19 protein-coding genes are annotated in these 23,528 nt (G+C 58.7%); 14 read left to right on the top strand and 5 right to left on the bottom strand.

Translation table 11 applies throughout. The annotated features are described in order from the left end of the window. Positions 1-41 precede the first annotated feature (41 nt). The 4 genes from cobN (at position 42) to HMPREF3042_RS00340 (ending at position 6,980) form a co-directional block, all read left to right on the top strand. Complete coding sequence (gene cobN / locus HMPREF3042_RS00355; RefSeq protein WP_070855768.1) at positions 42-3,692, top strand: cobaltochelatase subunit CobN; 3,651 nt, start codon at positions 42-44, stop codon at positions 3,690-3,692. Positions 3,693-3,804: 112 nt separating this feature from the next. Beyond that, entirely contained in the window at positions 3,805-4,425 is a 621-nt protein-coding gene (locus HMPREF3042_RS00350) for an FxsA family protein (RefSeq protein WP_070601419.1), read from the top strand. A 38-nt stretch (positions 4,426-4,463) separates the two neighbouring features. Next, a complete protein-coding gene (gene lnt, locus HMPREF3042_RS00345) occupies positions 4,464-6,152 on the top strand; it encodes an apolipoprotein N-acyltransferase (RefSeq protein ID WP_070601418.1) in 1,689 nt (562 codons plus the stop codon). A 12-nt stretch (positions 6,153-6,164) separates the two neighbouring features. Next, positions 6,165-6,980 (top strand): polyprenol monophosphomannose synthase, encoded by an 816-nt coding sequence (locus HMPREF3042_RS00340; protein WP_070855767.1) that lies wholly within the window; start codon positions 6,165-6,167, stop codon positions 6,978-6,980. A gap of 309 nt (positions 6,981-7,289) precedes the next feature. Here HMPREF3042_RS00340 and HMPREF3042_RS00335 read toward each other — a convergent pair whose 3' ends face one another. Then, positions 7,290-7,679: an RNA polymerase-binding protein RbpA gene (locus HMPREF3042_RS00335; RefSeq protein ID WP_005511311.1), complete on the bottom strand. Its 390-nt coding sequence runs from the start codon at positions 7,677-7,679 to the stop codon at positions 7,290-7,292. A gap of 81 nt (positions 7,680-7,760) precedes the next feature. Between HMPREF3042_RS00335 and HMPREF3042_RS00330 the strand changes: the two genes are divergently transcribed. The 5 genes from HMPREF3042_RS00330 (at position 7,761) to HMPREF3042_RS00310 (ending at position 12,268) form a co-directional block, all read left to right on the top strand. After that, entirely contained in the window at positions 7,761-8,150 is a 390-nt protein-coding gene (locus tag HMPREF3042_RS00330) for a hypothetical protein (protein WP_246822276.1), read from the top strand. Between the two features lie 17 nt (positions 8,151-8,167). Further along, positions 8,168-8,878, top strand: a complete 711-nt coding sequence (locus HMPREF3042_RS00325; protein WP_070855765.1) for a YceI family protein — start codon at positions 8,168-8,170, stop codon at positions 8,876-8,878. Between the two features lie 181 nt (positions 8,879-9,059). Then, a complete protein-coding gene (locus HMPREF3042_RS00320; protein WP_070855764.1) occupies positions 9,060-9,278 on the top strand; it encodes a hypothetical protein in 219 nt (72 codons plus the stop codon). 467 nt (positions 9,279-9,745) lie between these two features. Then, on the top strand, positions 9,746-11,182 hold the full coding sequence (locus HMPREF3042_RS00315) for a hemolysin family protein (protein ID WP_070855763.1): 1,437 nt from the start codon (positions 9,746-9,748) through the stop codon (positions 11,180-11,182). Between the two features lie 3 nt (positions 11,183-11,185). Then, complete coding sequence (locus HMPREF3042_RS00310; protein WP_070855762.1) at positions 11,186-12,268, top strand: hemolysin family protein; 1,083 nt, start codon at positions 11,186-11,188, stop codon at positions 12,266-12,268. Positions 12,269-12,332: 64 nt separating this feature from the next. On the opposite strand, the gene tpx is transcribed toward HMPREF3042_RS00310, so the two are convergent. Beyond that, positions 12,333-12,830, bottom strand: a complete 498-nt coding sequence (tpx, locus tag HMPREF3042_RS00305) for a thiol peroxidase (RefSeq protein WP_070851959.1) — start codon at positions 12,828-12,830, stop codon at positions 12,333-12,335. A gap of 174 nt (positions 12,831-13,004) precedes the next feature. Between tpx and HMPREF3042_RS00300 the strand changes: the two genes are divergently transcribed. Next, the gene (locus tag HMPREF3042_RS00300; protein ID WP_005511316.1) at positions 13,005-13,289 is read left to right on the top strand and encodes an Lrp/AsnC family transcriptional regulator; all 285 of its coding nucleotides are present in this window, start codon (positions 13,005-13,007) and stop codon (positions 13,287-13,289) included. A gap of 39 nt (positions 13,290-13,328) precedes the next feature. Here HMPREF3042_RS00300 and HMPREF3042_RS00295 read toward each other — a convergent pair whose 3' ends face one another. Together HMPREF3042_RS00295 and HMPREF3042_RS00290 are read right to left on the bottom strand one after the other, a co-directional pair. Continuing rightward, positions 13,329-15,056 carry an FAD-binding dehydrogenase gene (locus HMPREF3042_RS00295; RefSeq protein ID WP_070855761.1) on the bottom strand — a complete coding sequence of 576 codons (1,728 nt, stop codon included), beginning with the start codon at positions 15,054-15,056 and terminating at the stop codon, positions 13,329-13,331. Positions 15,057-15,173: 117 nt separating this feature from the next. Beyond that, entirely contained in the window at positions 15,174-16,628 is a 1,455-nt protein-coding gene (locus HMPREF3042_RS00290) for a class I SAM-dependent methyltransferase (RefSeq protein ID WP_070855760.1), read from the bottom strand. Between the two features lie 187 nt (positions 16,629-16,815). On the opposite strand from HMPREF3042_RS00290, the gene HMPREF3042_RS00285 reads away from it, so the two are divergent. Beyond that, entirely contained in the window at positions 16,816-18,237 is a 1,422-nt protein-coding gene (locus HMPREF3042_RS00285; protein ID WP_070855759.1) for an NAD(P)/FAD-dependent oxidoreductase, read from the top strand. Between the two features lie 92 nt (positions 18,238-18,329). On the opposite strand, the gene HMPREF3042_RS00280 is transcribed toward HMPREF3042_RS00285, so the two are convergent. Beyond that, on the bottom strand, positions 18,330-18,893 hold the full coding sequence (locus HMPREF3042_RS00280) for a PaaI family thioesterase (protein ID WP_246821978.1): 564 nt from the start codon (positions 18,891-18,893) through the stop codon (positions 18,330-18,332). A 114-nt stretch (positions 18,894-19,007) separates the two neighbouring features. On the opposite strand from HMPREF3042_RS00280, the gene gndA reads away from it, so the two are divergent. The 3 genes from gndA to HMPREF3042_RS00265 all read left to right on the top strand — a co-directional run bounded on the left by gndA (position 19,008) and on the right by HMPREF3042_RS00265 (position 23,525). Next, positions 19,008-20,450: an NADP-dependent phosphogluconate dehydrogenase gene (gene gndA, locus HMPREF3042_RS00275; RefSeq protein ID WP_210403419.1), complete on the top strand. Its 1,443-nt coding sequence runs from the start codon at positions 19,008-19,010 to the stop codon at positions 20,448-20,450. Positions 20,451-20,497: 47 nt separating this feature from the next. Continuing rightward, positions 20,498-22,111, top strand: a complete 1,614-nt coding sequence (locus HMPREF3042_RS00270; RefSeq protein WP_070855757.1) for a bifunctional hydroxymethylpyrimidine kinase/phosphomethylpyrimidine kinase — start codon at positions 20,498-20,500, stop codon at positions 22,109-22,111. 184 nt (positions 22,112-22,295) lie between these two features. Beyond that, a complete protein-coding gene (locus tag HMPREF3042_RS00265; RefSeq protein WP_246822275.1) occupies positions 22,296-23,525 on the top strand; it encodes a DEAD/DEAH box helicase in 1,230 nt (409 codons plus the stop codon). The last annotated feature ends 3 nt before the right edge of the window (positions 23,526-23,528 follow it).

Raw genomic sequence — 23,528 nt, 5'->3', positions numbered from 1 at the left:
ACCGGGGACGCGTTGCTCCCCAGGAAGTGAATGACTACACCGTGATTCTGCTGCTGTCGACCTCGGATACCGACCTTCTGTCCGCCCGCGCGGCCACTCAGGCCAACCCGGAGGTGTCCTACCGTTGGGCAAACCCGGCGCGTCTGCTCGACGATGATTTGCCCACGCTTGCCGACGGCGCCGATGTCGTCATCATCCGACTTCTCGGTGGCCGCCGCGCCTGGGAATCCGGCATCGACTACTTTGTGAACTCCGGTATTCCCACCGTCCTCGTCTCGGGTGAGCAGGCGCCCGATGCCGAACTCACCGAGTACTCGACGGTTCCCGCAAACGTCACCACGCAAACGCACATCTACCTGGCGGAAGGCGGCGCGAAAAACCTCGCACAGCTGCACAATTTCCTGTCGGACACGCTGCTTCTGACCGGTCTTGGCTTTGAAGAGCCCACTCGCATGCCGGCCTGGGGTTTCCTGGAGCGCGACTCCAAGGTGGCCACGGAAGATTCGCGTGGCACCGTCGGCATTATCTATTACCGCGCCCAACACCTGGCTGGAAATACGCACTACATTGAGGCGCTCGCTGACGCAGTCGAGGCTCGCGGCTACGTCGCCAAGCCCATCTTCGCCGCGTCCCTGCGCACCGCCAGCGATGAACTGTTAGCAGAGATGGCATCCTGCGACGCGCTTATCACCACGGTGCTCGCCGCTGGTGGCAACCGCCCGGCACTCGCACAGGCCGGTCAGGACGACGACGGCTGGGATGTCGCCGCACTCGCAGACCTCAACATCCCCATCATCCAGGGGTTGGCTCTGACATCCTCCAAGGCGGCATGGGAAGACAACGACGAGGGTCTGTCACCGCTGGACGTCGCAACACAGGTCGCCGTCCCCGAATTCGACGGCCGCATCATCTCGGTCGCGTTCTCGTTTAAGGAAATCGACTCCGACGAGCTCATTTCCTACGTCCCCGACCTTGAGCGCTGCGACCGCCTCGCCGGCATCGCTACCCGCTACGCCGCACTTCGCCACATCGGCAACGCTGACAAGCGCATCGCCGTCATGCTCTCTGCGTACCCGACCAAGCACGCCCGCATCGGCAACGCCGTCGGCCTGGACACACCAGCATCCACGTTAGAGGTGCTGCACGCGCTTGCCGACGCCGGATACAATCTCGGCGACACCACCAAAATCCCCGGATACGCCACCGCCGAGGATGGCGCCGATGAACCAGATGCGTTCATGCACGCCATCATCGATGCCGGCGGCCAGGACCCGGATTGGCTGACCGAGGAAGTTATGGAGGCAGCCGAGCTCCGCCTGCCCGCTGCCACCTACGAGAAGTTCTTCGCTACCTTGCCGGAGGAACTCCGCTCCGACATGCAGGACAAGTGGGGTGCCGCGCCGGGCACCCTGTACGTTCACCCGGATACCCAGGACATCTACATTGCGGGCCTGGCCTTCGGCAATGTCGTGGTCATGGTGCAGCCACCGCGCGGTTTCGGTGACAACCCGGTGGGTATCTACCACGACCCGGACCTGCCGCCGACACATCACTACCTGGCTTGCTACCGCTTCCTGTCGCTGCCGCAGTCGGAGGGCGGTTTCGGCGCCGATGCCGTGGTTCACATGGGCAAGCACGGCAACCTGGAGTGGCTGCCGGGCAAGACCGTCGGTCTTTCCGCCTCCTGTGGCCCGGATGCTGCCATCGGCGAGCTGCCGATGATTTACCCCTTCCTGGTCAACGACCCGGGTGAGGGCACACAGGCCAAGCGTCGTGCTCACGCCACGCTTGTCGACCACCTCATTCCGCCGATGGCCCGCGCCGAATCTTACGGTGACATCACCCGTCTGGAGCAGCTTCTCGACGAGCACCAGAACATCTCCGCCATGGACCCAGCCAAGCTGCCGGCTATCCGTCAGGAGATTTGGACGCTGCTGACCGCCGCGAAGATGGACCGCGACCTCGGATGGGACGAGCGTCCGGACGAGGAGGTCTTCGATGACATGCTTATGCATGTCGACGGCTGGCTCTGCGAGATTAAGGACGTCGCCATCCGAGGTGGCCTCCACGTACTCAGCCAGGCACCGGAAGACGAATCCCTGATCGGCACTGTGACCACCATGCTGCGCGCCCGCCAGCTGTGGGGAGGCAAGCAGACGCTGCCGGGCCTGCGCGAAGCTCTCGGCCTGGCCGAGGACGGCACCGACGAGCGCCACACTGTGGACTCCATCGATGCACTGGCTACGGCGTTGGTAACCGCCGTGGTGAAGAATCCTGACCAACCAGTGGCACAGATCGCGGCTGATGTTCTCGGCTCCGAGGAATTTGCCGATATCGCGGCACCGAACGGCCTCGATCAGGTTGTCGAGCTGCTGCAGTTCACCCGCGACGAAATTCTCCCGCGCCTGGCCGCTACCAGCGAGGAGATTCCGCGCATTCTTGCGGCCTTGGACGGCGAGTTCGTTCCGGCTGGCCCCTCCGGCTCGCCGTTGCGCGGTCTGGTCAACGTACTGCCGACTGCCCGCAACTTCTACTCGGTCGACCCCAAGGCGGTGCCGTCGCGCCTGGCTTGGGAAACCGGTGTCAACCTCGCCGATGGCCTGATCGAGCGCTACCGCGCCGACCACGGCGAGTATCCCAAGTCGGTTGGCCTGTCGGTGTGGGGCACTTCCGCCATGCGTACTTCTGGCGATGACATCGCCGAGGTGCTCGCGCTGATTGGTGTGCATCCGGTGTGGGATGACGCATCTCGCCGTATCGTCGGCCTTGAGCCAATTCCGCTGGAGGAACTGGGGCGTCCGCGCATTGACGTGACCGTCCGCATTTCCGGTTTCTTCCGTGATGCGTTTCCGCATGTTATTGACCTTTTGGATGATGCGTTTCAGCTCGTCGTCAAGCTTGATGAATCCGATGAGGACAACTACGTGCGCGCACATGCGAAGGCCGACCAGCAGGAGCGTCCGCGCCGTATCTTCGGTTCCAAGCCGGGCACCTATGGAGCTGGTTTGCTGCAGCTAATCGATTCCGGTTCCTGGCGCGATGACGCGGATCTGGCGAAGGTTTACACGACCTGGGGCGGCTACGCCTATGGTCGCGGCGTCGATGGGGAAGAGGCTGCTGACGATATGAAGACGGCCTACCGCCGTATTCAGGTTGCCGCGAAGAATGCCGATACCCGTGAGCACGACATCGCCGACTCCGATGACTACTTCCAGTTCCACGGTGGCATGATCGCCACGGTCCGTGCGCTGACGGGTTCCGCTCCAGAGGCGTATGTGGGCGATTCCACGCGCCCGGACGCCGTGCGCACCCGCACCCTGCACGAGGAAACGCGACGTGTCTTCCGAGCCCGCGTAGTCAACCCACGCTGGATGCAAGCCATGCGTAACCACGGCTACAAGGGTGCCTTCGAAATGGCTGCAACGGTCGATTACCTCTTCGGTTACGACGCGACGGCACAGGTCATGGATGACTGGATGTACGAAACGCTTACCGACGAGTACGTTGCGAACCCGGAAAACCGCGAGTTCTTTGAACAGTCGAATCCGTGGGCTCTGCACGATATTTCCGAGCGCCTGATGGAGGCCGCCGAGCGCGGTATGTGGGAAAACCCTGACCAGGAACGCATGGATCTGTTGCGCCAGACCTACCTGGATACAGAGGGCGACTTGGAGGAGCGAGCTGACCGGTAGGCGAGCGCTAGGCGTCATCTAACTTGCCGCTACAGCCGGCTAGATGACGACAAGAGAACCGGCCGATAGCCCTAACCACTTGCTCATCTAGTGGCGGTTACACTGGGGAACTATGAGCAAGTGGTTCACAATTATTTACCTCATTGTCGAGATTGCGGCCTTTATCGCACTCGGTGAATGGATTGGCTACGGCTGGACCGTCCTATTGGTTTTGGGCCTGTTCATTGTGGGGTTGGTCTTCGCCGCTATCGAGTTCAAGCGCATCTACCAGAAGTTGCTGCTGGATACTTCTCGTACTCTTACCGAGTACGGACAGAAGCATCCGGAGGAGGCAATCAAGCGCTCGGCAAAGGGCGCGGGACACTTTGTGGCTGACTCGGCAATTCTATTGGTTGGCTCGTGGCTGATTGCCCTGCCGGGCGTCGTCACCACCGTTGTTGGTTTCCTCATGGTGCTACCGCCGACTCGCTGGCTGATTCGTAAGAGCGGATCGGTGGCGCTGCTCAACGGACTCCGCAACTTCAGTGACCGCAGCATGATGGTGGTCTCTCAGTACGGCATGAACCCAGGTACTCCAGGAGCTGGCGCTGGTGCTGGCGGCTTTTCGGGGTTCCCTGGATTCTCTGGTGGTTTCCCGGGCGCGGATGGCAAGAGCTTCCCACAGGATAAAATCGTGCCACCGGCGCCGGACAACGCCTGGGATCATGACCAGGACGACAGCGACAAGCGCTAACTCGAATACTCGCGGACGTAGAGAGTTCTTTTATACAAGTGCACACTAACCGTCAAGCGCGCTCCAGCGAGCACGGGGACTTTGCTCCGAAAGACGCTTCGAAAGACACTCCGGAGAATCCGAGTCGCTGGCAGGCGCGCTTTCGCGCGCTTACCCCACTAAAGCAGCGCCTCCTTCTCGCCTTCATTGCAATCCTCGCTGGTGGATTGCAATTCTTAAGCTACGCACCCCTGAGCTGGTGGTGGACCGCCTGGGTCGGCCTCGCCCTGCTCATTTTTGCCTTCTTCTGCGCAGCCGATTGGAAATCCAGCGTAGTGGGGGGCTTCAGCTGGGCAACAGCGACGGCGCTTTTCTCACTGCCGTGGATCGGCTCCTTCGTCGGTATTGGCCCCTACGTGGCGCTCTCAATTGTGCTGGGTCTCCTCACAATTCCGGCGGCGCTTGCGATGTGGCTGATTGCCCAATCCAGTTTCCCCCTCGCGCTGAAGCTCCCTGGCATGGCCGCTGCGCTCGTAGCCGGGGAGGCGCTGCTGGCCCGCTGGCCTTTCGGAGGCTTCCCCTGGCTCCGCGTTGCCTGGGGGCAAGTCGACGGCCCGCTGGCCCCAGCAGTGGCAATCGGCAGTACCGCATTGGTCACTTTCCTCGCTGCTTGCGTTGGTGCGGGACTGGTCGCGCTCACGCTACGTTCCTACGCAACCTCCGCCGCGCTTTTGGTGGGAGCGTTATTCGTCGGCTGGGCTCTTCCTGCGTGGACCCAACCACTGCCTGAACCTACGGCCGCTGACAACGCCCGTGTCGCGGTTATCCAGGGCAATGTTCCTCGCCTCGGTTTAGAGTTCAATGCCCAGCGCCGCGCAGTACTGCAAAACCACGCCGATGCCACCAATGAACTGGCACGACGTGTCCACCAAGGTAAGGAACAGCAGCCGGACATCGTCATCTGGCCTGAAAACTCCTCCGATGTCAGCCCGTTTACGGATGGGGAAGCGGCACGCATTATCGAAAATGCCGCGATGAATATTGGCGCCCCCATCGTGGTCGGCACCTTTACCTACACCAATGGGGTGCAAAACACCATGGTGGTCTGGGATCCACAGACCGGCCCCGGCGACCAGCACGAGAAAATCTATCTCCAGCCCTTCGGCGAGACCATGCCATTCCGCGAACTACTCCGTCACTTTTCCGACATGGTCGCTCACGCCGGAGACATGACCCCGGGCAACGGCGATGCTGTGGTCACAACACCTGGCACCGATGGTTTAAAAAAGGTCCACCTGGGCCTGGCGACCTGCTACGAAGTGGTCTTCGACGGGGCCTTCCGCAACGCGGTCAACCACGGCGCAACTATGCTTGCCACACCCACGAATAACGCCACCTTCGGTTTCACCGATATGACTTACCAACAGCTGGCCATGAGCCGCATGCGAGCCATGGAGTTCCAACGCTCCACGGCTGTCGCCGCAACCAGCGGTGTGAGCGCTATTGTGGATGCGCACGGAGACGTCGTAAAGCAGAGCAAAATCTTCGAGCAGAAGGTACTCACCGAGACTTTGCCGCAGTACTCCCACCTGACTTTTGCAGCCCGCTTCGGGACGTGGATTGAAGGTCTACTGACTGCATTCGGTATTCTTTGTGTGGTTGGTGCCGTCCTGCGTCGCCGTGGCGGAGATGCCAGGGCAGGCGCAGATGAAGTTGATGGCCGGGATACTGAGCAGAACATGCACTAAGGAGAATCACGAGTGACTGCCCTAAATGAGTCGACGCTGGTTGTCATTCCCACTTTCAACGAGCGGGAAAACCTGCCGGGCGTGATCGCACGCTTGCGCGCAGCGGAGCCGAGCGTCGACATTTTGGTTGTCGATGACTCTTCACCAGACGGCACCGGTGAGCTCGCCGATGAAATCGCTGCCGCTGACAAGGCGGACAACAACGGGAAAGAGCACATCTACGTCCTGCACCGCGAGGGCAAGGGCGGTCTCTGGGGTGCGTACCGCGCGGGTTTCGCTTGGGGTCTCGAGCGCGACTACGAGGTTCTCTGCGAGATGGATGCCGATGGCTCCCACGCACCAGAGCAGTTCCATCTGCTGCTGGAGAAGCTCGAGGACGGTGCCGATGTCGTCATCGGCTCCCGCTACATTCCGGGAGGCAAGACCGTCAACTGGCCAATGAGCCGTCAGGTTCTCTCCCGCGGCGGCAACCTCTACATCTCGATGGCGCTCGGCGCGGGCATCTCGGATATCACCGCTGGCTACCGTGCTTATCGACGGGAAGTTCTCGAGACCCTCGACCTCGAGAACATTGGCAAGGCTGCGTACCTGTTCCAGACCGAGCTCGCCTTTGAGGCTGTGCAGGCGGGCTTCCTGGTGGAAGAGGTTCCGATCACCTTTACTGAGCGCGAGTACGGCGAGTCCAAGATGGATGGCAGCTTTGTGAAGCAGTCTCTGCTGCAGGTCACCAAGTGGGGATTCAAGCACCGCTCACAGCAGGTAAAAAACCTGGGGTCGGAGATTGGTCGCCTGGCTGGTCACGAGTTTAAGCAGCGATTCCGCAAGTAGGGCAACCCTAAAAATTGCAACCACAAAAATTGCGGGCTGCACGTATGAATACGGGCTGCATGTACGAATGCAGGCTGCATGTATGACTACAGGCTGCAAATGTGAAACTGACTTAGTTTATGACAGTTTCAGGCCATTTTTCAGGCCATTTTTGTCATAAACGCAGTCAGTAACTCGGCTCGGCCCGCCGCAGCCAGCCACCAACGAAAAACGGGCCCGAATAAGGAGAAAAACCTTATCCGGACCCGAATTTCAGTGTTTGATTGACGGCTACAAAGCTCTAAAGCTCGAACCTAACCAGCTCAAACCTTACGCGTTCTTCTCTGCCTCTTCGGCTTCCTTCTGAGCCTTCAGCAGGCGAGCGGCGTTACGACGACGCTTGCGCAGCAAGTCAACGCGCTCATCCAGCAGCACGTCGAGCTCCTCAATGGAGCGGCGCTCACGGAGCATGTCCCAGTGAGTCCTCGGCGGCTTCACCGGCTTAGCTTCAGTGCCTTCGCCTTCAACCAGCTCACCAATCTGGCCATTCTTGCACAGCCATTCACCTGGAATTTCCGCGTCATCCGCGAATGGGACCTCGAAGATCTCACCGGATTCAGTGCGGTAGCGGACCATCATTCGCGGCGCGAGGTCATGATCGCGATCGGTCTCATACGAAACGGCGCCCATGCGACTGCCACGAAGAACTCGATCTGCCATGTGGAACGTGCCCCCTTTGGTAGAAATACTAGACCACACATTATAACGCCTTAGTCAGCATTCATGCCATAATTGACTTCTGTGTCAGATCAAAAGCCGAGCACAACTATCGCCAATTGCCAGTGGTGTGGCCGCGAAATGGAGGTCGCGATCCGCGGTCGCCGGCGCAAATTCTGCAGCCAAGCCTGCCGGCAGCGCGCGTATGAAAAACGCACCGGCGTAGCAAAAGGCGCCTCCAGGCCGATTGCCGAACGAATCAATTCGGATCTCAAGCTGAAGACCGCCGATGCCACGAGCAGGTCGGCGGGCGATGACGTCGTAAAGCGAATAGGGGACGGGCTCTTCGAAGTACGTTGTCTCGCCGAAGACTTGCGCACCGCGCTTGACGACGGCATGGAGACTTCCGTCCTACAGGAGATTACGCAGGAATTGATTATGAAAACGCGTGAGGTGGAACGGTTTATCCCATAGCGGATTAAAAGGATAGGATGAGCACTATGAATTCTGGTGTCCGTAAATCAATTATTACTTTGATAGCCGTTGCAGTTGTTGCGCTCGCAATTGTTATTGTGGGACCAGTTTTGTATCGCGTTTTCACGCATGAAGGGGTGCGTACTGGGGATTTCGAGGCTAACGAGCTGCCTGCAGCAACGACTGACGCGAATGGCACCTGGAAGATTGTCGGTGGCGATAACTCACAGAACACCTCCGTTGGCTTTACTTTTAACGAGGTGCTGCCAGGCAGTAGGCGGACGACGTCCGGTTCCACCCACGAAGTCACTGGCGAGCTGAAGGTTGCTAACAACAATCTTGAGGACGCATCCATTGTTGTTGACATGGCAACTCTGACTAGCGATATTGAACGTCGTGACATCAATGTCCGCAACAATATTTTTAGCGTTGAGCAGTACCCAGAAGCTAAGTTTGAGCTTGCAGAGCCGCTCGATATTTCAAGCATTCCAGATAACGGCCAATGGGCAAATATCGAGATTCCGGGACGCCTGACTATTCGCGGTGTCACCAATGATGTCACCGTGCCAATGAAGGTCGCTCGCACCGAAAACCTGGTTTTGCTGTCGGGCACCTTGCCAATCAACCGCCTGGATTACAACGTGCGCCTGCCACAGTTTGTAGCTGCATCCATCGAGGAGAACGGCGAACTCAATCTACGCATTGTCGCGGAGAAGCAGGACACGTAGGTTTCGGCTAGCAGGCACGGCCATCTAAAGATTGATCGCACGAGAACGAATCTAAAAGAGGCTTCTAGCCAGCGAAAATATGCCCCGTTTCGTCACTGTGACGCAATAAAGCCATTTAGTCACACACCACAGAAGTCCCGCCAAAAACAATTTTGATAGGCCAGTTGGGAGCCGCAACAATATGACCACCTACGAAGCAATGTTGCTCGCACGAAAGGTGCGAATGGTGCTACTGATTATCTTCATTGCATTCGTAGCCTACAAAGGCGTGTGGTGGCTCGTGGCTGTTGGCATATTTCTGATTGGCATGACGCTGTGGCAGAACAAGCGACTACGGGAAGAGATTGCCGTCCGCAACGCGGATGAGCTTGCAGCAGACACCAAGACCAATGAACAATAAGCCCGACAGCATGGAACAAGCGCCAAGGAAGAACGCGGCGGCGGAAAACGTGGCAGCCTAGAAATTCAGACCCCCAGGACTGACCACTGTCAATATTTGTCCGATAATATACATTATGACATTTTGACCATAACGTCCCATCCTCCCCATTTGCCCGTCGTCATGCCAGTTTCGCTCAGTAAATCTGCCAAGTAGGACCGCTCAGTGGATCAACTCAGCAAACAACTATTTTTCGCTACACGGCTATTCAGGAATTTTTTGTAAAATTCCCTCATGCCTGATTTCTCAGACACATCCAGTAGCTCCGACAGACCCGATACGTCAGACACGTCAGATAGAGCTGACTCGTCCGACGACCCTGAGCCTCGAACCAAGGTAAACGGGCTCTCTGTAGCCGCAGTAAGCGCAATAACCGTAGCAACCGCAACATCCTCAGCGAACGCAGCAAACACTCCAGGTGATGCCGCGTGATTGTATCCGCGCTCATTGTATTCGCAGCTTTTCTTTTTCTCGTTTTCGCCAACGCAGTTTTCGTTGCTGTCGAGTTTTCCTACCTCACGGTTAATAGGAATGACGTCAAGAAGGCCGCAAACGCCGGCTCAAAGTCCGCATATTTAGTAGACCGCGCCCTATCACGCACCTCTACTAACCTCTCCGGCGCACAGCTGGGAATTACGGTCACCAGCCTCGTCGCTGGTTTTCTTACCGGTCCTTCCCTCGGCGTGCTCCTCGAAGCCGCTTTTGGTGGCACTAGCGTCTCTCCCGCCACCGTCACTGCAATCAGCACTACGGGCGCTTTCATTATCGCAACCTTCACTCAAATGGTCTTTGGTGAACTCGTTCCCAAAAACTGGGCCATCGCCGAGCCCATCAAAGTCGCAAACCTCGTGGTCAGGCCGCAAAATGCCTTCATGTTTGCATTCGGCTGGCTGGTCTGGCTGCTCAACAGCGCGGCTAATTGGGTACTAAAACGGCTCGGCTTCTCCCCTGAGGAAGAGGTTGCCAGTGCCAGAACCGCGGAGGAACTCCGTGCCGTCGTCACGCGCTCTAGCGATGAAGGAAAGATTAACCCGCAGACCGCCGAGTTGGTGGCGCGATCAATTGAGTTCGGCGAGCGCACTGCGGCTGATGTGATGACGCCACGCACGCAGATTATCTTTATCGAAGATCAGAGTGTCGCAGAGATGCTGACGGTCGTCGCAGATTCTGGACATGCACGCTTCCCCGTCGTTGGCAATAGCGTCGACGACATCCGGGGCGTGGTGCACTACACCGACCTGCTCAGCGTGCCACACGCACAACGCTTGACGACGTCAGCTGCGAGCCTGGCCAAAGATGTGCTCGTGGTGAACGATTCGACCACGCTTGATCCGCTGATGCGTCAATTGCGGGAGGATGCATACCAGTTCGCAGTGGTCGTCGATGAGTACGGCGGTACGGACGGCATTGTGACGCTGGAGGATCTCGTCGAGGAAATCGTCGGTGAAATTGACGACGAGCAGGACGATCGTTCGTTGCTCTACAGCCGGATTAGCCCCAATACGGTAATTGTTTCCGGTCTCATGCGCCCTGACGAGTTGGGAGAGATCCTGAACCTGGTTCTACCGGAGGGCGAAGAATCCGACACGATTGGCGGCTTCATTACCGAGCGCTTAGATCGCATGCCACGCTTCGGCGACACTGTCACGGTCGAAGCCACCGACCACGAAAACCTCGATGAGGAGAACTTGCCTACCACCGCTGAAGTCGCCTTCCGAGTAGAGCGCATGGCGCGTCACCGCGTTGGCCGTATTCGTGTCCAGGTGGACCGCGTCGGCAACAAGGTCGCGCACAGGGATGAAGGCGCTCATCAGGACGGCACCAGTCACGACCACGTCGAGCACAACAGCGAACAGGAGGGCTAAAACATGCCACTACTTACTCTTATTTTGCTGTTAGCCCTCAACGCCTGGTTTGTCGCCGCTGAATTTGCGATGGTCTCGGCTCGCCGCGACCAAATTGAGCCGGATGCCGTCAGCGGCTCTACCAGCGCAAAGTACGCGCTGCGCGGTATCGAAAACGTGTCGGTCTCCCTGGCGGCAACACAGCTTGGCATTACCGCCTGTTCCCTGCTCATCGGTGCCGTCGGTGAGCCTGCGATTGCACACTTCTTCGAGCCCTACATGACAGCACTTGGACTCCCCGCGCGCACCGCCCACGTGGTTGCGCTGGTGTTGGCGCTGCTGATTGTCACTTTCTTACACATGGTTGTCGGCGAAATGGTGCCGAAGAACATCGCTATTGCGGCCCCCAGCCCGACAGCGAAGTTCGTGGCTATTCCGCTGTATGTGATTGCGCGGCTACTCAATCCGGTTATCTGGGCGATGAATACGACCTCGAACATCGTGGTTCGTAAGGTTCTTCGCGCCACGCCAAAGGACGAGGTCGATTCCTCTTTCACCGCTAGTCAGGTGCAGGATTTCGTCGCCGAGTCCGGGCGTCAGGGGCTTCTCGACAATGACGAGCTCGCGCTCCTTCACAAGGCCCTCGGCTTCGAGCAACTCACGGCCGCCGACGTCACGATGCAACCTGACACGCTCGTCACCGTTGCGCCAGACGCCACCGTCGCTGACATCGAAGCGCTCAGTGCCCGCACGCGATTTTCCCGCTTCCCCATCACTGATACCGACGGCAGTTTCATCGGCTACATTCACGTCAAGGATTTGCTTTCGCTTGACGACGGTCACCGCGGCCAGACCTTCCCGCAGAATCTGATTCGCACCTTTGCAACCGTCAGCCCGAACGCCAAGCTCCAATCGGTCATGCGGCTTATGCAGCGCGAACAGGCTCACTTCGCGTTGGTGACGGAGGAGAATAGTACTTCGGAGAGCTCAGCAAAATCGGAGAGCTCAGCAGCCTCGGCAGGCATGGCGAATTCCGTGAACGGGATCGTCGCACTGGAGGACGTACTAGAAGAGCTCGTCGGCGAAGTCCGCCAGGCAACTGCCTAGCGAGTGCGCCGACGAGCTCCGTCGATTCCAGCTGGTTACTTGCTGCTGCGAGCTAGTTAGCTAATTACTTCAGCGCAGCCAGTGCGGAGTCGTAGTCCGGTTCCGTGGTGATCTCATCGACCAGCTGGTTGTAAATAACCTTGCCCTCTTCGTCAGTGATGACTACGGCACGAGCAAGCAGACCAGCGAGCGGGCCATCCTGCTGGACAACACCGAATGCTTCGCCGAAACCGTGGCGGAAATCCGAGGCAACCTCAACGTTGTCCAGGCCTTCTGCAGCGCAGAAGCGGCCGAGAGCGAACGGCAGGTCACGCGAAACATTAACCACGACGGTGTTGTCCAGCCCAGCAGCGTCCTCGTTGAAGTGACGCACCGAAGCTGCACAAACACCAGTGTCTACCGACGGGAAGATGTTGTAGACGACCTTCTTACCAGCGAAGGTCTCATTGGTGACCTCACCGAGGTCGCCACCGGTGAGGGTAAACTCCGGAGCCTTGTTGCCCACCTGGGGCAGGTCGCCGGAAAGCTGGACTGGGTTGGACTGAAATGCGGTTTGTGTCATAGCGCCCTTTTTACCGCCTTTCGTCAGGATCCTCCAGGCTGTTTCCTGGAAATCAGTAGAATCGTGACAGAAATGAAATTCCGGGCCGCAGTATCTTGAGTAATCTTGCGTATCTTGCGGTCCGGGCCACGCTATTCAGCGGGCCCCACGTTTAAACTCCGAGGAAAGGCAACCATGAGTTTGATTACCGCAATTGTGTCCATCGATGTCGAAGCTGACAAGATTCCGGAGGCCGCCGAGACCATCGTCGAGATCGACGGCGTGACTGAGGTCTACTCCGTTACTGGCGACTGGGACCTGGTCGTCGTGGTGCGCGCAACTAACCACGATGATTTGGCGGAAATCATTCCAAACCTCATCAGCAAGGTCGACGGCGTCATTCGCACTCAGACTCAGCTGGCTTTCCGCACCTACTCTCAGCACGATCTGGAAAGTGCATTCTCCATCGGGCTGGAGTAGTCGCGGATTCTTCCACCGAACCGTGCCGGTATGCGGTAGCTACTTAACCACTTCCGCCATCGCGCGGCCTGCCTGGCGGCCACTGAAAATACAGCCGCCCAGGAATGTACCTTCCAGTGCGTTGTTGCCGTGGACGCCGCCGCCACCGAAGCCAGAGGCCTCGCCTGCGGCGTAGAGCCCCTCAAAGGGAGTTCCGTCGGGGTGCAAGCACTGACCGTCGAGGGTCGTCTCAATGCCGCCGAGCGTTTTGCGGGTCAGCATGCGCAGACGAATAGCAATCAGCGGGCCGTTTTTCGGATCCAAAATCGGTGATGGCGGCACAGAGCGGATGATTTTGTCCCCGAGGAAGTTCCGGGCCACGTTGACGTAATTGACCTGGTAGTCCTTGGAGAAGGGATTGCCGGTCTGCATGTCGCGCTGACGGATCTGCTCCTCAAGCTTCTCCAGGTCAATCTTCGGCGCTGCAGCTCCGAACTCGCTGCCCGAACCAGACTCTCCGCCCGAGCTCGCTTCCACGATCTCGTTCATCCCCTCGACCAGCTTCGGCAGATTGTCGGCAACCACCCAGTCTTCGCCGTTATCCATAAACGCCTGAATGGGCGCGGCGACACCAGAGGTCACCTTGCCAATCAGCTTCTTAATCTCCTTGTCGGTTAGGTCCGGATTTTGTTCTGAGCCAGAGAAGATAAACTCCTTGGCCACGATGTTCTTATTCAGCACAAACCAGGAGTAGGAATGTCCGGTAGCCAGAATGTGCTTCATCGTGCCAACCGTATCCGCGCCCGGAATATATGGTGCAGGCAGGCGGTTTCCTTCCGCGTCGAACCACATGGCCGACGGCCCCGGGATGATTCGAATACCGTGATTCGGCCATACCGGATCCCAGTTCTTCATGCCCTCGGTGTAATGCCACATGCGGTCACGGTTAACGAGATTTGCTCCGGCTTGCTCTGCAATCTCAATGCCACGGCCGTCAACATGCTCTGGCACACCGCAAACCATGTCCTTCGGCATCTCGCCCAGGCGCTCGGTCGGCCAGCACTTACGCACGGCTTCCAGGTTGCCGCCGACACCGCCCGTCGCAATGCACACGGCCGACCCGCGGATCTCAAAGTCCTCCCCTGTTTCCTCGCGTGACGACGCCACTCCTCGCTCTAAAGATTCACAGGGAACCAGAATCTTGCCACGCACGCCGACGGCGCGGCCGTCTTCTACAATCACCTCGTCAACGCGGTGGCGATGGCAGTATTCCACCAGCCCCTTCTTCGCAGCCGCGGCGACCGGCTCTGCGAAAACGCGGACAATTTCAGGACCTGTGCCCCAGGTCAAGTGGAATCGGGGTACCGAGTTGCCGTGACCGTCGGCACGCCCTTCACCGCGTTCCGCCCACCCAACGACAGGCAGGAACTTCACGCCGAGATTGCGGAGGTAGTCGCGCTTCTCCCCCGCCGCGAAGTTCAGGTAGGCCTTGGCCCACTTGCGTCCCCAGTTGTCTTCCTCGCGGTCGAACTGCGCGGAGTTGAACCAGTCAGCTTCAGCGAGCTCGCGGTTGTCCTTGACTCCTAGGCGGCGCTGCTCTGGCGAGTCGACGAGAAAGATTCCTCCCAACGACCAGAAAGCCTGTCCGCCGAGGTTGTTGGCGTTCTCCTGATCGACAAGGATGACCTTCTTACCTGCCTGCGTGGCCTCATACGTCGCGACCAATCCGGCAAGTCCGGCGCCGACGACAACAATGTCTGCAGTACGTGTGGTGCTCTGTGCATTCATAGTTTCGTTTTTAGACCCTAAACACCGCCCTTGAGGTGGTTTTGCCTAAAAACGTGATTTATTTTTGCAGGCGTTATTTATCTGGCGAATTTCCAACGCGTTCGGAACTGCCCGCTGCTAGTGAGGCCTGCGTGGCGCATGCACGAGTTCGACCTGCACGAGCGTGACTTTCTCTGCACGCACGAGCGCTTCAAACAGTGACAGGTAGTAATTCCACATCCTCCGGAACACTCTGTCGTAGCCGATACCAGCGGCTTCGCGCGCATGAGCCGCAAAGAAATCGCGCTGGAGCTGCAAGGTCGTCGCAAAGTGCGCCGGAATGTACTCTTCCGCCGCGATGCGCAGGCCGGTTTCCCGGTCTACCATCTTGCGCAGCTCTTCCATCGTGAAAAGTTGCAGCTGGGGCCACACGTAAGCGCGTACGAGGTCCAAGCTACGCTCGGCGAGCGCGTCGAATTTGTCCGTAGCTACCACCATTTGGACGACGATGGTGCCGCGATCGACAAGCAGACGCTCGGCGCTCTTCAGCCAGCGCAGCGCACCTGCACGGCCGAAGGTCTCCAGACGCCCGACGTTGATAACCGCCTCGAAGTCGGACTCGAATTCGCGTGGCGACGGAATGTTGCGATCCATCTGGATTACATCGACCGCGCCGCGCAATCCGGCCTTTTCCACCCGTTCCAGCACCGTGTCGGTGTGGTCATCTGAGACGGTAATAACCTCCGCACCCGCTCCCCTTTCTGCAGCCCGAAGAGCAATTTCTCCGCCTGCCGACGGCCATTCGGCCACACGGTCGCCAGCCCGCACTCGAGCGAGATCGAGCATGTGCTCAATATTGCGCACCTGGGCATGCAGAAAATCAGCACGCGCGACGGATTTCGGGGCATCGACATAAGTCACGTCAACTGACCAGTGCGAGGGAACCCCACCCTTGCCCGCACCACGGGCATAGTTGGGAATCTGTTCACGCGACGAGGTTCGCACTCCGGAGGCGAACAGGCCAGAACCACCCATTAGCAATTCGCCGGAATAAAGCTCCAGCAATGAGGTCGGCAACTCTCCCGCCATATCGGGCCCATCGAGACGCGGGCGTGAACGCGCGACTTTCATCAGACCACGTGCCAACGGCCCCAACGAGGCAATATCAAACTCGGCGCTGAGCAGTCGACTGAGAAGCTCTGGCAAGTCATCACTGGACCACTCGCCCGCGAGAAAGGCCTCCCCCAATCCGAGCCATTCTGAATCAGCTAGTCGAGAATAGAAAACAGGATCAATGACGCTGAAAACGACTGGACGCAATGTGACGGAATCATCGGGAGATTCACTGTTACTGCGGGAACTGGCGCCACCGACACCGTCGATAGCCAAATCGGCGTCACCCGTCGACCGAGTGATGAAGGACTCTCCGACAAACTCACCGGATTCAACCAGTTCAATGCCGTTGTCCTGGCAGAGCCGCTCAAAAGAGCGTTCCATCATTTCAGCACGTTTCGCTAAGAAACGCCCCTCTGGAATACGCGCAACCCGAGGCCATCGCTCTGCGTCAATTGCCTGCCGGCTTGCCGAATTCACCCTGCCCGAACCTCCTAACAATCGCGCCGCATAAAGGTACGAATAACGAACTGAGTTTGCTCTCGAAGCCTACCGCGCAGGGGCCCAGAATAGGCGGTGGCGCACCGAGAGGATTACTATTGTGGCTTGCCGGCTAAAAGCCGAATCTAAAACTTCGAGAACTTTAAAGTCTGTGAGGAGAAAATACATGACCGAGACTCCGTACCGCCCGCACTCCGGACGCCCGCACGTGGTCGTCATCGGTTCGGGTTTCGGCGGCTTGTTCGCGGCGAAGAAGTTGCAGGGCGCCGAGGTCGACGTCACTCTCATCGACCGCACTAACCACCACCTGTTCCAGCCACTGCTCTACCAGGTAGCAACGGGCATCCTGTCCTCGGGCGAAATCGCTCCGTCCACTCGTACAATCTTCGACGGTGTTCAGAACGTTCGTGTTGTCAAGGGCGATGTCACCGACATCGACGTCGAAAAGCAGGTTGTGACTTCGGAACTGGGTCACCAGACTTCCAAGTGGGAATACGACCACCTCCTGGTTGCCGCTGGTGCTGGCCAGTCCTACTTCGGCAATGATCACTTTGCCGAGTTTGCTCCGGGTATGAAGAACATCGACGATGCACTCGAGATTCGCGCTCGTATCATTGGCGCATTCGAGCGCGCCGAGCTGACCGACGATCCGGCTGAGCGCGAGCGTCTGCTGACCTTCGTGGTCGTCGGTGCTGGCCCGACCGGCGTTGAGCTTGCTGGTCAGCTGGCCGAGCTGGCTAACCGCACTCTCGCATCGTCTTACCGCAGCTACAACCCGCACGCTGCTCGTGTCGTGTTGCTCGACGGCGCACCGCAGGTTCTGCCGCCGTTCGGCAAGCGTCTGGGCCGCAAGGCTCAGAAGTCCCTGGAGAAGATGGGTGTCATCGTCAAGCTGGGCGCGATGGTGACCGACGTCAATGAAGAGGGCGTCACCTACAAGAACATGAAGGATGAAACCGAGGAGTTCATCCCGTCGTTCTGCAAGATTTGGTCCGCCGGCGTGTCCGCTTCCCCGCTGGGTAAGATGATTGCCGAGCAGACCGGCGCCGAGACCGACCGCGCTGGCCGCGTCGTTGTCAACGAGGACATGACAGCTGGTGACTGCAAGAACGTTTACGTCGTGGGCGACATGTCCAACCGCGAGAACCTGCCGGGTGTTGCTCAGGTTGCTATTCAGGGTGGCGAGTATGTCGCTGAGAACATTGCTGCCGAGGCAGACGGCCGCGATGTCGCGGAGCGCCAGCCGTTCGAGTACTTCGACAAGGGCTCCATGGCAACCGTCTCCCGCTTCTCTGCAGTGGCGAAGATGGGCAAGGTTGAGGTCTCCGGCTTCATCGGCTGGGTCCTGTGGCTGGCTGTCCACCTGATGTTCTTGGTGGGCTTCCGCAACCGTCTCGTCTCCTGCGTCAGCTGGGGTCTGAATGTTCTGGACCGCAACCGTTGGCAGATGGTTTCCACCCGCCAGCAGATGTACGCACGCAATGCAATCAATCGCCTGGCCGAGCTCAACAAGGACAAGGCTGAGCAGGATCTGCCTCTGGAAGTTCGCGACACCCGCCGCGAGCACCGCGCAAATAAGAACAAGTAGTTAACTTGCAGGTGGCTAGGTTAGAAAACAGCTAACCAAGGTTAACCACCTGCGAGTTCCCTATCTGGCCCGTTACCACCTATGACAATTTGCTACAGCGGCTTGTCAAGTACCGCAATTCGTAGGTTGGTGCGGGCCAGCAGTTTTTCATCTGCCTTGCGGGTGTGCTCAATGCGCCACAGTTGCATGGTGCGCCCCAGGTACTCCGGCTCCGCAGTAGTGACAATTACCTCGCCGGCCCGGGCGGAGCGGTAAAAATCGGTGTTGTTGTTCACACCGACGACCGGCTTCTTCGCACCGCAGGCAACGAAACCAGCAATAGAGCCAGCAGTCTCACCTAGCGAGCAGTAAACACCGCCATTGGCCAGGCCCCACGGTTGCAGGTGGTCGGGCCCGACTGCGAGCTCCATCTGAATTCGCTCCGGCCCGACATGGACAAACTTCGTGCCCAGCAGGGTATCTAGACCGCCGATTCCGTTATCGCCCAAGGTGCTGTTAAAAACAGTCAGCTCCTCATCGCTCAAGACTTCCTGGCTAGCCTTCGTCGCCAGTGTCATATACTTGCGCAGCGCCTTCCTCTTCGCCTGCTCGGCGGCGGAAGCTGAAAAGTTAGAGTCCTGTGAACTGCCATTATTCGCAATAGTCTCGTCAGTCATGCCAAACATTGTGCCAGCGCACACCATCGCTCGTGGCAGTTTTAACGTTAAAAGCAGTAACAATTTCTGAGTCCCAGATACAACGAACCCGGGCCAGGCTTTAAGATGGTGGGCATGACCGATAACAATGAACTCGCACAAATTGGTGTCGTCGGGCTCGCCGTCATGGGCTCGAATATCGCACGCAACTTCGCCCACAAGGGACACACCGTTGCCGTGTACAACCGCAGCCCGGAGAAAACTCGCACCCTCATCGCTGAACACGGTGATGAAGGCTCATTCATCCCGTCCGAGACCATTGAAGAGTTCGTCGCTTCGCTGGAGCGCCCGCGTCGCGCTCTGATTATGGTTCAGGCAGGTGCCGCTACTGATGCGGTCATCGATCAGCTTGCCGACGTGATGGAGCCCGGCGACATCATCATTGATGGCGGTAACTCTCTCTACACGGACACCATCCGTCGCGAGAAGGCTATTCGCGCCCGTGGCCTGCACTACGTTGGTACTGGTATTTCCGGTGGTGAGGAAGGCGCTCTGACCGGCCCATCCATTATGCCGGGTGGCACGAAGGAGTCCTACGAGTCCCTCGGCCCGCTGCTGGAGTCCATCTCCGCTCACGTTGATGGCGTTCCGTGCTGTACACACATTTCCTCCGATGGCGCTGGCCACTTCGTGAAGATGGTCCACAACGGCATCGAGTACGCGGATATGCAGGTCATCGGCGAGGCTTACCACCTGCTGCGCGAGGCCGCTGGCCTCACCCCTGCGGAGATTGCAGATATCTTCCGCGAGTGGAACAAGGGCGACCTGGACTCCTACTTGGTTGAGATCACCGCTGAGGTTCTCTCCCAGGTCGATGAGAAGACAGGCAAGCCGCTGGTGGATGTCATCGTGGATGCCGCTGGTCAGAAGGGCACCGGGCGTTGGACGGTCAAGGCCGCTTTGGACTTGGGCATTCCGGTAACTGGTATTGGCGAGGCCGTGTTCGCTCGCGCCCTGTCGTCTTCCCTTGCTCAGCGTGAGGCTGCACGCAACCTGCCGTCAGGAAGCCTGGCTAAGGCGCCCGAGGATCGCGATGCTTTTGTGGAACGCGTCCGTAAGGCTCTCTACGCTTCCAAGATCATTGCCTACTCGCAGGGCTTTGATGAGATTAACGCTGGCGCCAAGGAGTACGGCTGGGAAATTGACCGCGGTGCGCTGGCAACCATCTGGCGTGGTGGCTGCATCATTCGCGCTCAGTTCCTGAACCGCATCAAGGAAGCGTACGACCGAGATCCGGAGCTGCCGGCGCTGGTACTCGACGAGTACTTCCGTGACCAGGTCACCGAGTGCCTCGACGCGTGGCGCGACGTTGTCGTCGCTGCCGCACAGATGGGTATCCCGGCTCCGGTGTTCTCCTCTTCGCTGGCTTACTACGACGGCCTGCGTGCGGAGCGTCTGCCGGCAGCGCTGGTTCAGGGGCAGCGTGACTACTTCGGTGCGCACACTTACCAGCGTGTTGACCGCGAGGGGGCTTTCCACACCCTCTGGTCTGGCGACCGCTCCGAGGTTGAAGCGTAGTCTTGAAGTCTGTCGCTTCACGCTCTTGAAGTTAAAAGGGGTCTGAGATGCCATTTCCCAAGAAGGCAAAGCCTGATTTTGTGCCACGAGTTCTTTCCATCGCCGGCACAGACCCAACAGGTGGTGCTGGGCTCCATGCCGATTTGAAATCAATTGCCGCCGCTGGCGGTTATGGCATGGGCGTGGTCACCGCACTGGTATCTCAGAACACTGTGGGTGTCCGCGCTGTCCACACCCCACCTGTTGACTTCCTCGTCGAGCAGTTGGCTGCTGTCACTGAGGATGTCACCATCGACGCGGTGAAGATTGGCATGTTGGGTTCACGCGAACTCACACAGGCCGTCACCAACTGGGTTCGGGAGACCAAACCAGCCGTGGTTGTTCTCGATCCGGTTATGGTCGCCACCTCCGGCGACCGTCTGCTTGACGAAGATGCCATGGACGCAATGCGTGACCTGGTCGCCGAAGCCACCGTTATCACGCCGAACGTTCCCGAACTGGCGTTGCTTGCCGACGCCCCGGAGGCCAATGACTTCACTGAGCTGATTGAGCAGGCGCTGGAGTTCGCGAGCAAGAACGACGTCATCGTAATTGCAAAGACCGGCCACCTAAGTAGTGATGAAGCCGGAAATGCCGTGGCATCCCCCGATGGCCAGATTTTCTTCAGCTCTTCTCCCCGCATTCACACTGAGAACACCCATGGCACGGGTTGTTCGCTGTCCGCTGCTCTCGCCACACGGATTGGTGGGGGCTCCGCGATTAATGATGCCCTGCGCTGGACTACGCGCTGGCTCAGCGAGTCCATTCGTTTCGCGGATAACCTCAACGTCGGCCAGGGGCACGGTCCCATTGACCACGGCCACAGGGCTCGTCGCCTAGAAAAGGTCGCGCTTCGCCGAATGCAACCAGTGCATCTGAACTCCAGTCTTTACCCAGAGGCCATCGAAGGCACTGGCACTGAGCAGACGCCGAAGGAGCTGGAATCTTTCTTTGGCCACTCACTCCAGATTGCTCCGGCGGGCCCCTTTACTTCCCAGCTGTGGCGGGACATCGAGGACATCGTTGCCGAGATTGGCGGAATGTTCAGCGTCCCCACGATGCTCCGCGGCGACCTTTCCTCGGAAGAAACCAACTTCTTCGTAGCGCAAGAGGCCTGGTACTTGCACCAAGTTTTCCCAGTCCTGTCGCATCTGGCAACGAAAGCACCCTGCGCTAAGGAACAGGTTCTGTGGTCATCGGTCGCGCAGGAAGCCCTGGTGCGTGCGTTGGAATTGAACAATAACACGCTGGAAGAGGCTTCTTCGGCACTCGAGGACATCGAGCCGACAACAATCACACAGCTTTTGCTGGACGTGCATTCTTCCTGTAGCGCCTTCAATCCATATCGGGTCGCCGTAACCAGTATCGTCGCCGAAATGTGGATCGCAACCGAGCTGACTCTGCAAGGAAAATCGCTGGTTGATGGGGATTCCGCGATCGCGAACTGGGTGGAGGCCTATTCCGACCCCGAGTATGTTGACAGTGTTCAGCAGGCTCTCGAGGTCCTTGAAAAGAATATGTCCACGGCCAGCGATGCAGAGCTCAAATCTATCCGCAACATCTTCCGTCGAGCCGCTGTTCTTGAGCGCGAGGCCTATGCGCAACCGGGTCGCGGTTGGTGAATCTCATGGGACCGTAGTTTCCAGTTCACCGGACGTGCCTATTGCATGGCAATCCGGGGATAGCGGTATTCTAACAAGCATGCCCCCTCCTGCTGAGTCCAGTGATTTCAGACAGTTGGGCACGCCGGAAGCAATTGTGAGTATTCTGCGTGCCCAACACATAACTTCGCCCACCGCCGTGCAGGTGGCGACTTTGCCAGATGCTTTCGCCGGCAAGGACGTTCTCGCACAGGCCCCCACAGGCTCGGGCAAAACGCTCGCATTCGGCATTCCGCTGGTCACGTTACTCAATAACGCCTCTCCAGCGCTTCCCCGTTACCCGCGCGCGCTTATTATTTCGCCGACGCGCGAACTTGCAGATCAAATTGCTGATGTCCTCGCTGACATCGGCGCCGCTGCAGGTCTGCGTGTCTTGAGCTTGGTCGGCGGTGACCCCGTGGCCAAGCAGCAGACTCTGCTCGCGGCACCAGTCGATATCGCTGTGGTCACACCGGGTCGCGCACACGATTTGCGTCGCCGCGGTCTACTCAATCTTGAGCAGGTTCTTACCGTTGTCGTAGACGAAGCGGATATGCTCGCTGACATGGGTTTTCTGCCCGATGTTCTGGGCCTAGTCCGTGCGTGTCCGAAGTCGGCACAGCGCATGGTCTTTTCCGCCACGATTAACGACGACGCCGCGGGACTTATCCGCGATCGTCGCGCAAGTAGCACCGAAGTTGCGAAACACAAGGTCACTGCATCCCGGCTGACCATGCGCAATATGCGGCATCTACTGCTGCGTGTGGAGGACAACACTGAGGCAGACGAAGTGGTCGCCTGGATTGCCTCCCGCAAGGATCAGTGCGTCATCTTCGCCAACTCTAAGGCGCGTGTCGTGCAGCTGGCTAAGTTTTTACAGTTCTACGACATCAAGTTAGGTTTCCTCCACGGCGATCGCGGCCAGGCGACTCGTCGCGCAGTCCTCAAGGCCTTTGCCGACGGTGAAATCAATGTCCTCGTCACCACGGATGTGGCCGCTCGTGGCATTGATATCGATGCTCTCGACTTGGTTGTGCACGCGGATCCGCCAAGGGATTCCGCGACGTACATTCACCGCTCGGGTCGCACGGCGCGTGCAGGTGCTTCCGGCACGGTCGCGATGATTGTGCGTGACCGCCAGGTCGATCAGGCCCGTGAGCTGCTGGCAGGAGCCGGCGTTGAAGCTGAAGAGCTGCGCGCCGCTCCGGGACTGCCGCGATTTGTCAAGGAACTGGGCGCACGCCGTCCGCGCCGGGCTCGTCAAGATCAGAGCCAATCGGCAGGCGGTGCTAGTGGTTCCGGTTACCGCGGGCGCGGCGGCCCGTCGGCAAGCGGAAAGAATCGTGCTGGCGGTCGCGTACACCGCCCCAAGCGAGGGAAAAAGAAGAAGAGATAATCA

Source organism: Corynebacterium sp. HMSC074C05 (assembly GCF_001838325.1).
GTDB lineage: Bacteria > Actinomycetota > Actinomycetes > Mycobacteriales > Mycobacteriaceae > Corynebacterium > Corynebacterium amycolatum.
The sequence above is the reverse complement of the archived record's forward strand: the minus strand, read 5'-3'. Positions and strand labels throughout refer to the sequence as shown.

Bases quoted from the DNA above. Each gene is read 5' to 3' on its own strand.
- HMPREF3042_RS00350 (WP_070601419.1), top strand. From the start codon at position 3,805: ATGAGCAAGTGGTTCACAATTATTTACCTCATTGTCGAGATTGCGGCC.
- HMPREF3042_RS00335 (WP_005511311.1), bottom strand. From the start codon at position 7,679: ATGGCAGATCGAGTTCTTCGTGGCAGTCGCATGGGCGCCGTTTCGTAT.
- HMPREF3042_RS00325 (WP_070855765.1), top strand. From the start codon at position 8,168: ATGAGCACTATGAATTCTGGTGTCCGTAAATCAATTATTACTTTGATA.
- HMPREF3042_RS00320 (WP_070855764.1), top strand. From the start codon at position 9,060: ATGACCACCTACGAAGCAATGTTGCTCGCACGAAAGGTGCGAATGGTG.
- HMPREF3042_RS00310 (WP_070855762.1), top strand. From the start codon at position 11,186: ATGCCACTACTTACTCTTATTTTGCTGTTAGCCCTCAACGCCTGGTTT.
- tpx (WP_070851959.1), bottom strand. From the start codon at position 12,830: ATGACACAAACCGCATTTCAGTCCAACCCAGTCCAGCTTTCCGGCGAC.
- HMPREF3042_RS00300 (WP_005511316.1), top strand. From the start codon at position 13,005: ATGAGTTTGATTACCGCAATTGTGTCCATCGATGTCGAAGCTGACAAG.
- HMPREF3042_RS00295 (WP_070855761.1), bottom strand. From the start codon at position 15,056: ATGAATGCACAGAGCACCACACGTACTGCAGACATTGTTGTCGTCGGC.
- HMPREF3042_RS00285 (WP_070855759.1), top strand. From the start codon at position 16,816: ATGACCGAGACTCCGTACCGCCCGCACTCCGGACGCCCGCACGTGGTC.
- HMPREF3042_RS00280 (WP_246821978.1), bottom strand. From the start codon at position 18,893: ATGACTGACGAGACTATTGCGAATAATGGCAGTTCACAGGACTCTAAC.
- gndA (WP_210403419.1), top strand. From the start codon at position 19,008: ATGACCGATAACAATGAACTCGCACAAATTGGTGTCGTCGGGCTCGCC.
- HMPREF3042_RS00270 (WP_070855757.1), top strand. From the start codon at position 20,498: ATGCCATTTCCCAAGAAGGCAAAGCCTGATTTTGTGCCACGAGTTCTT.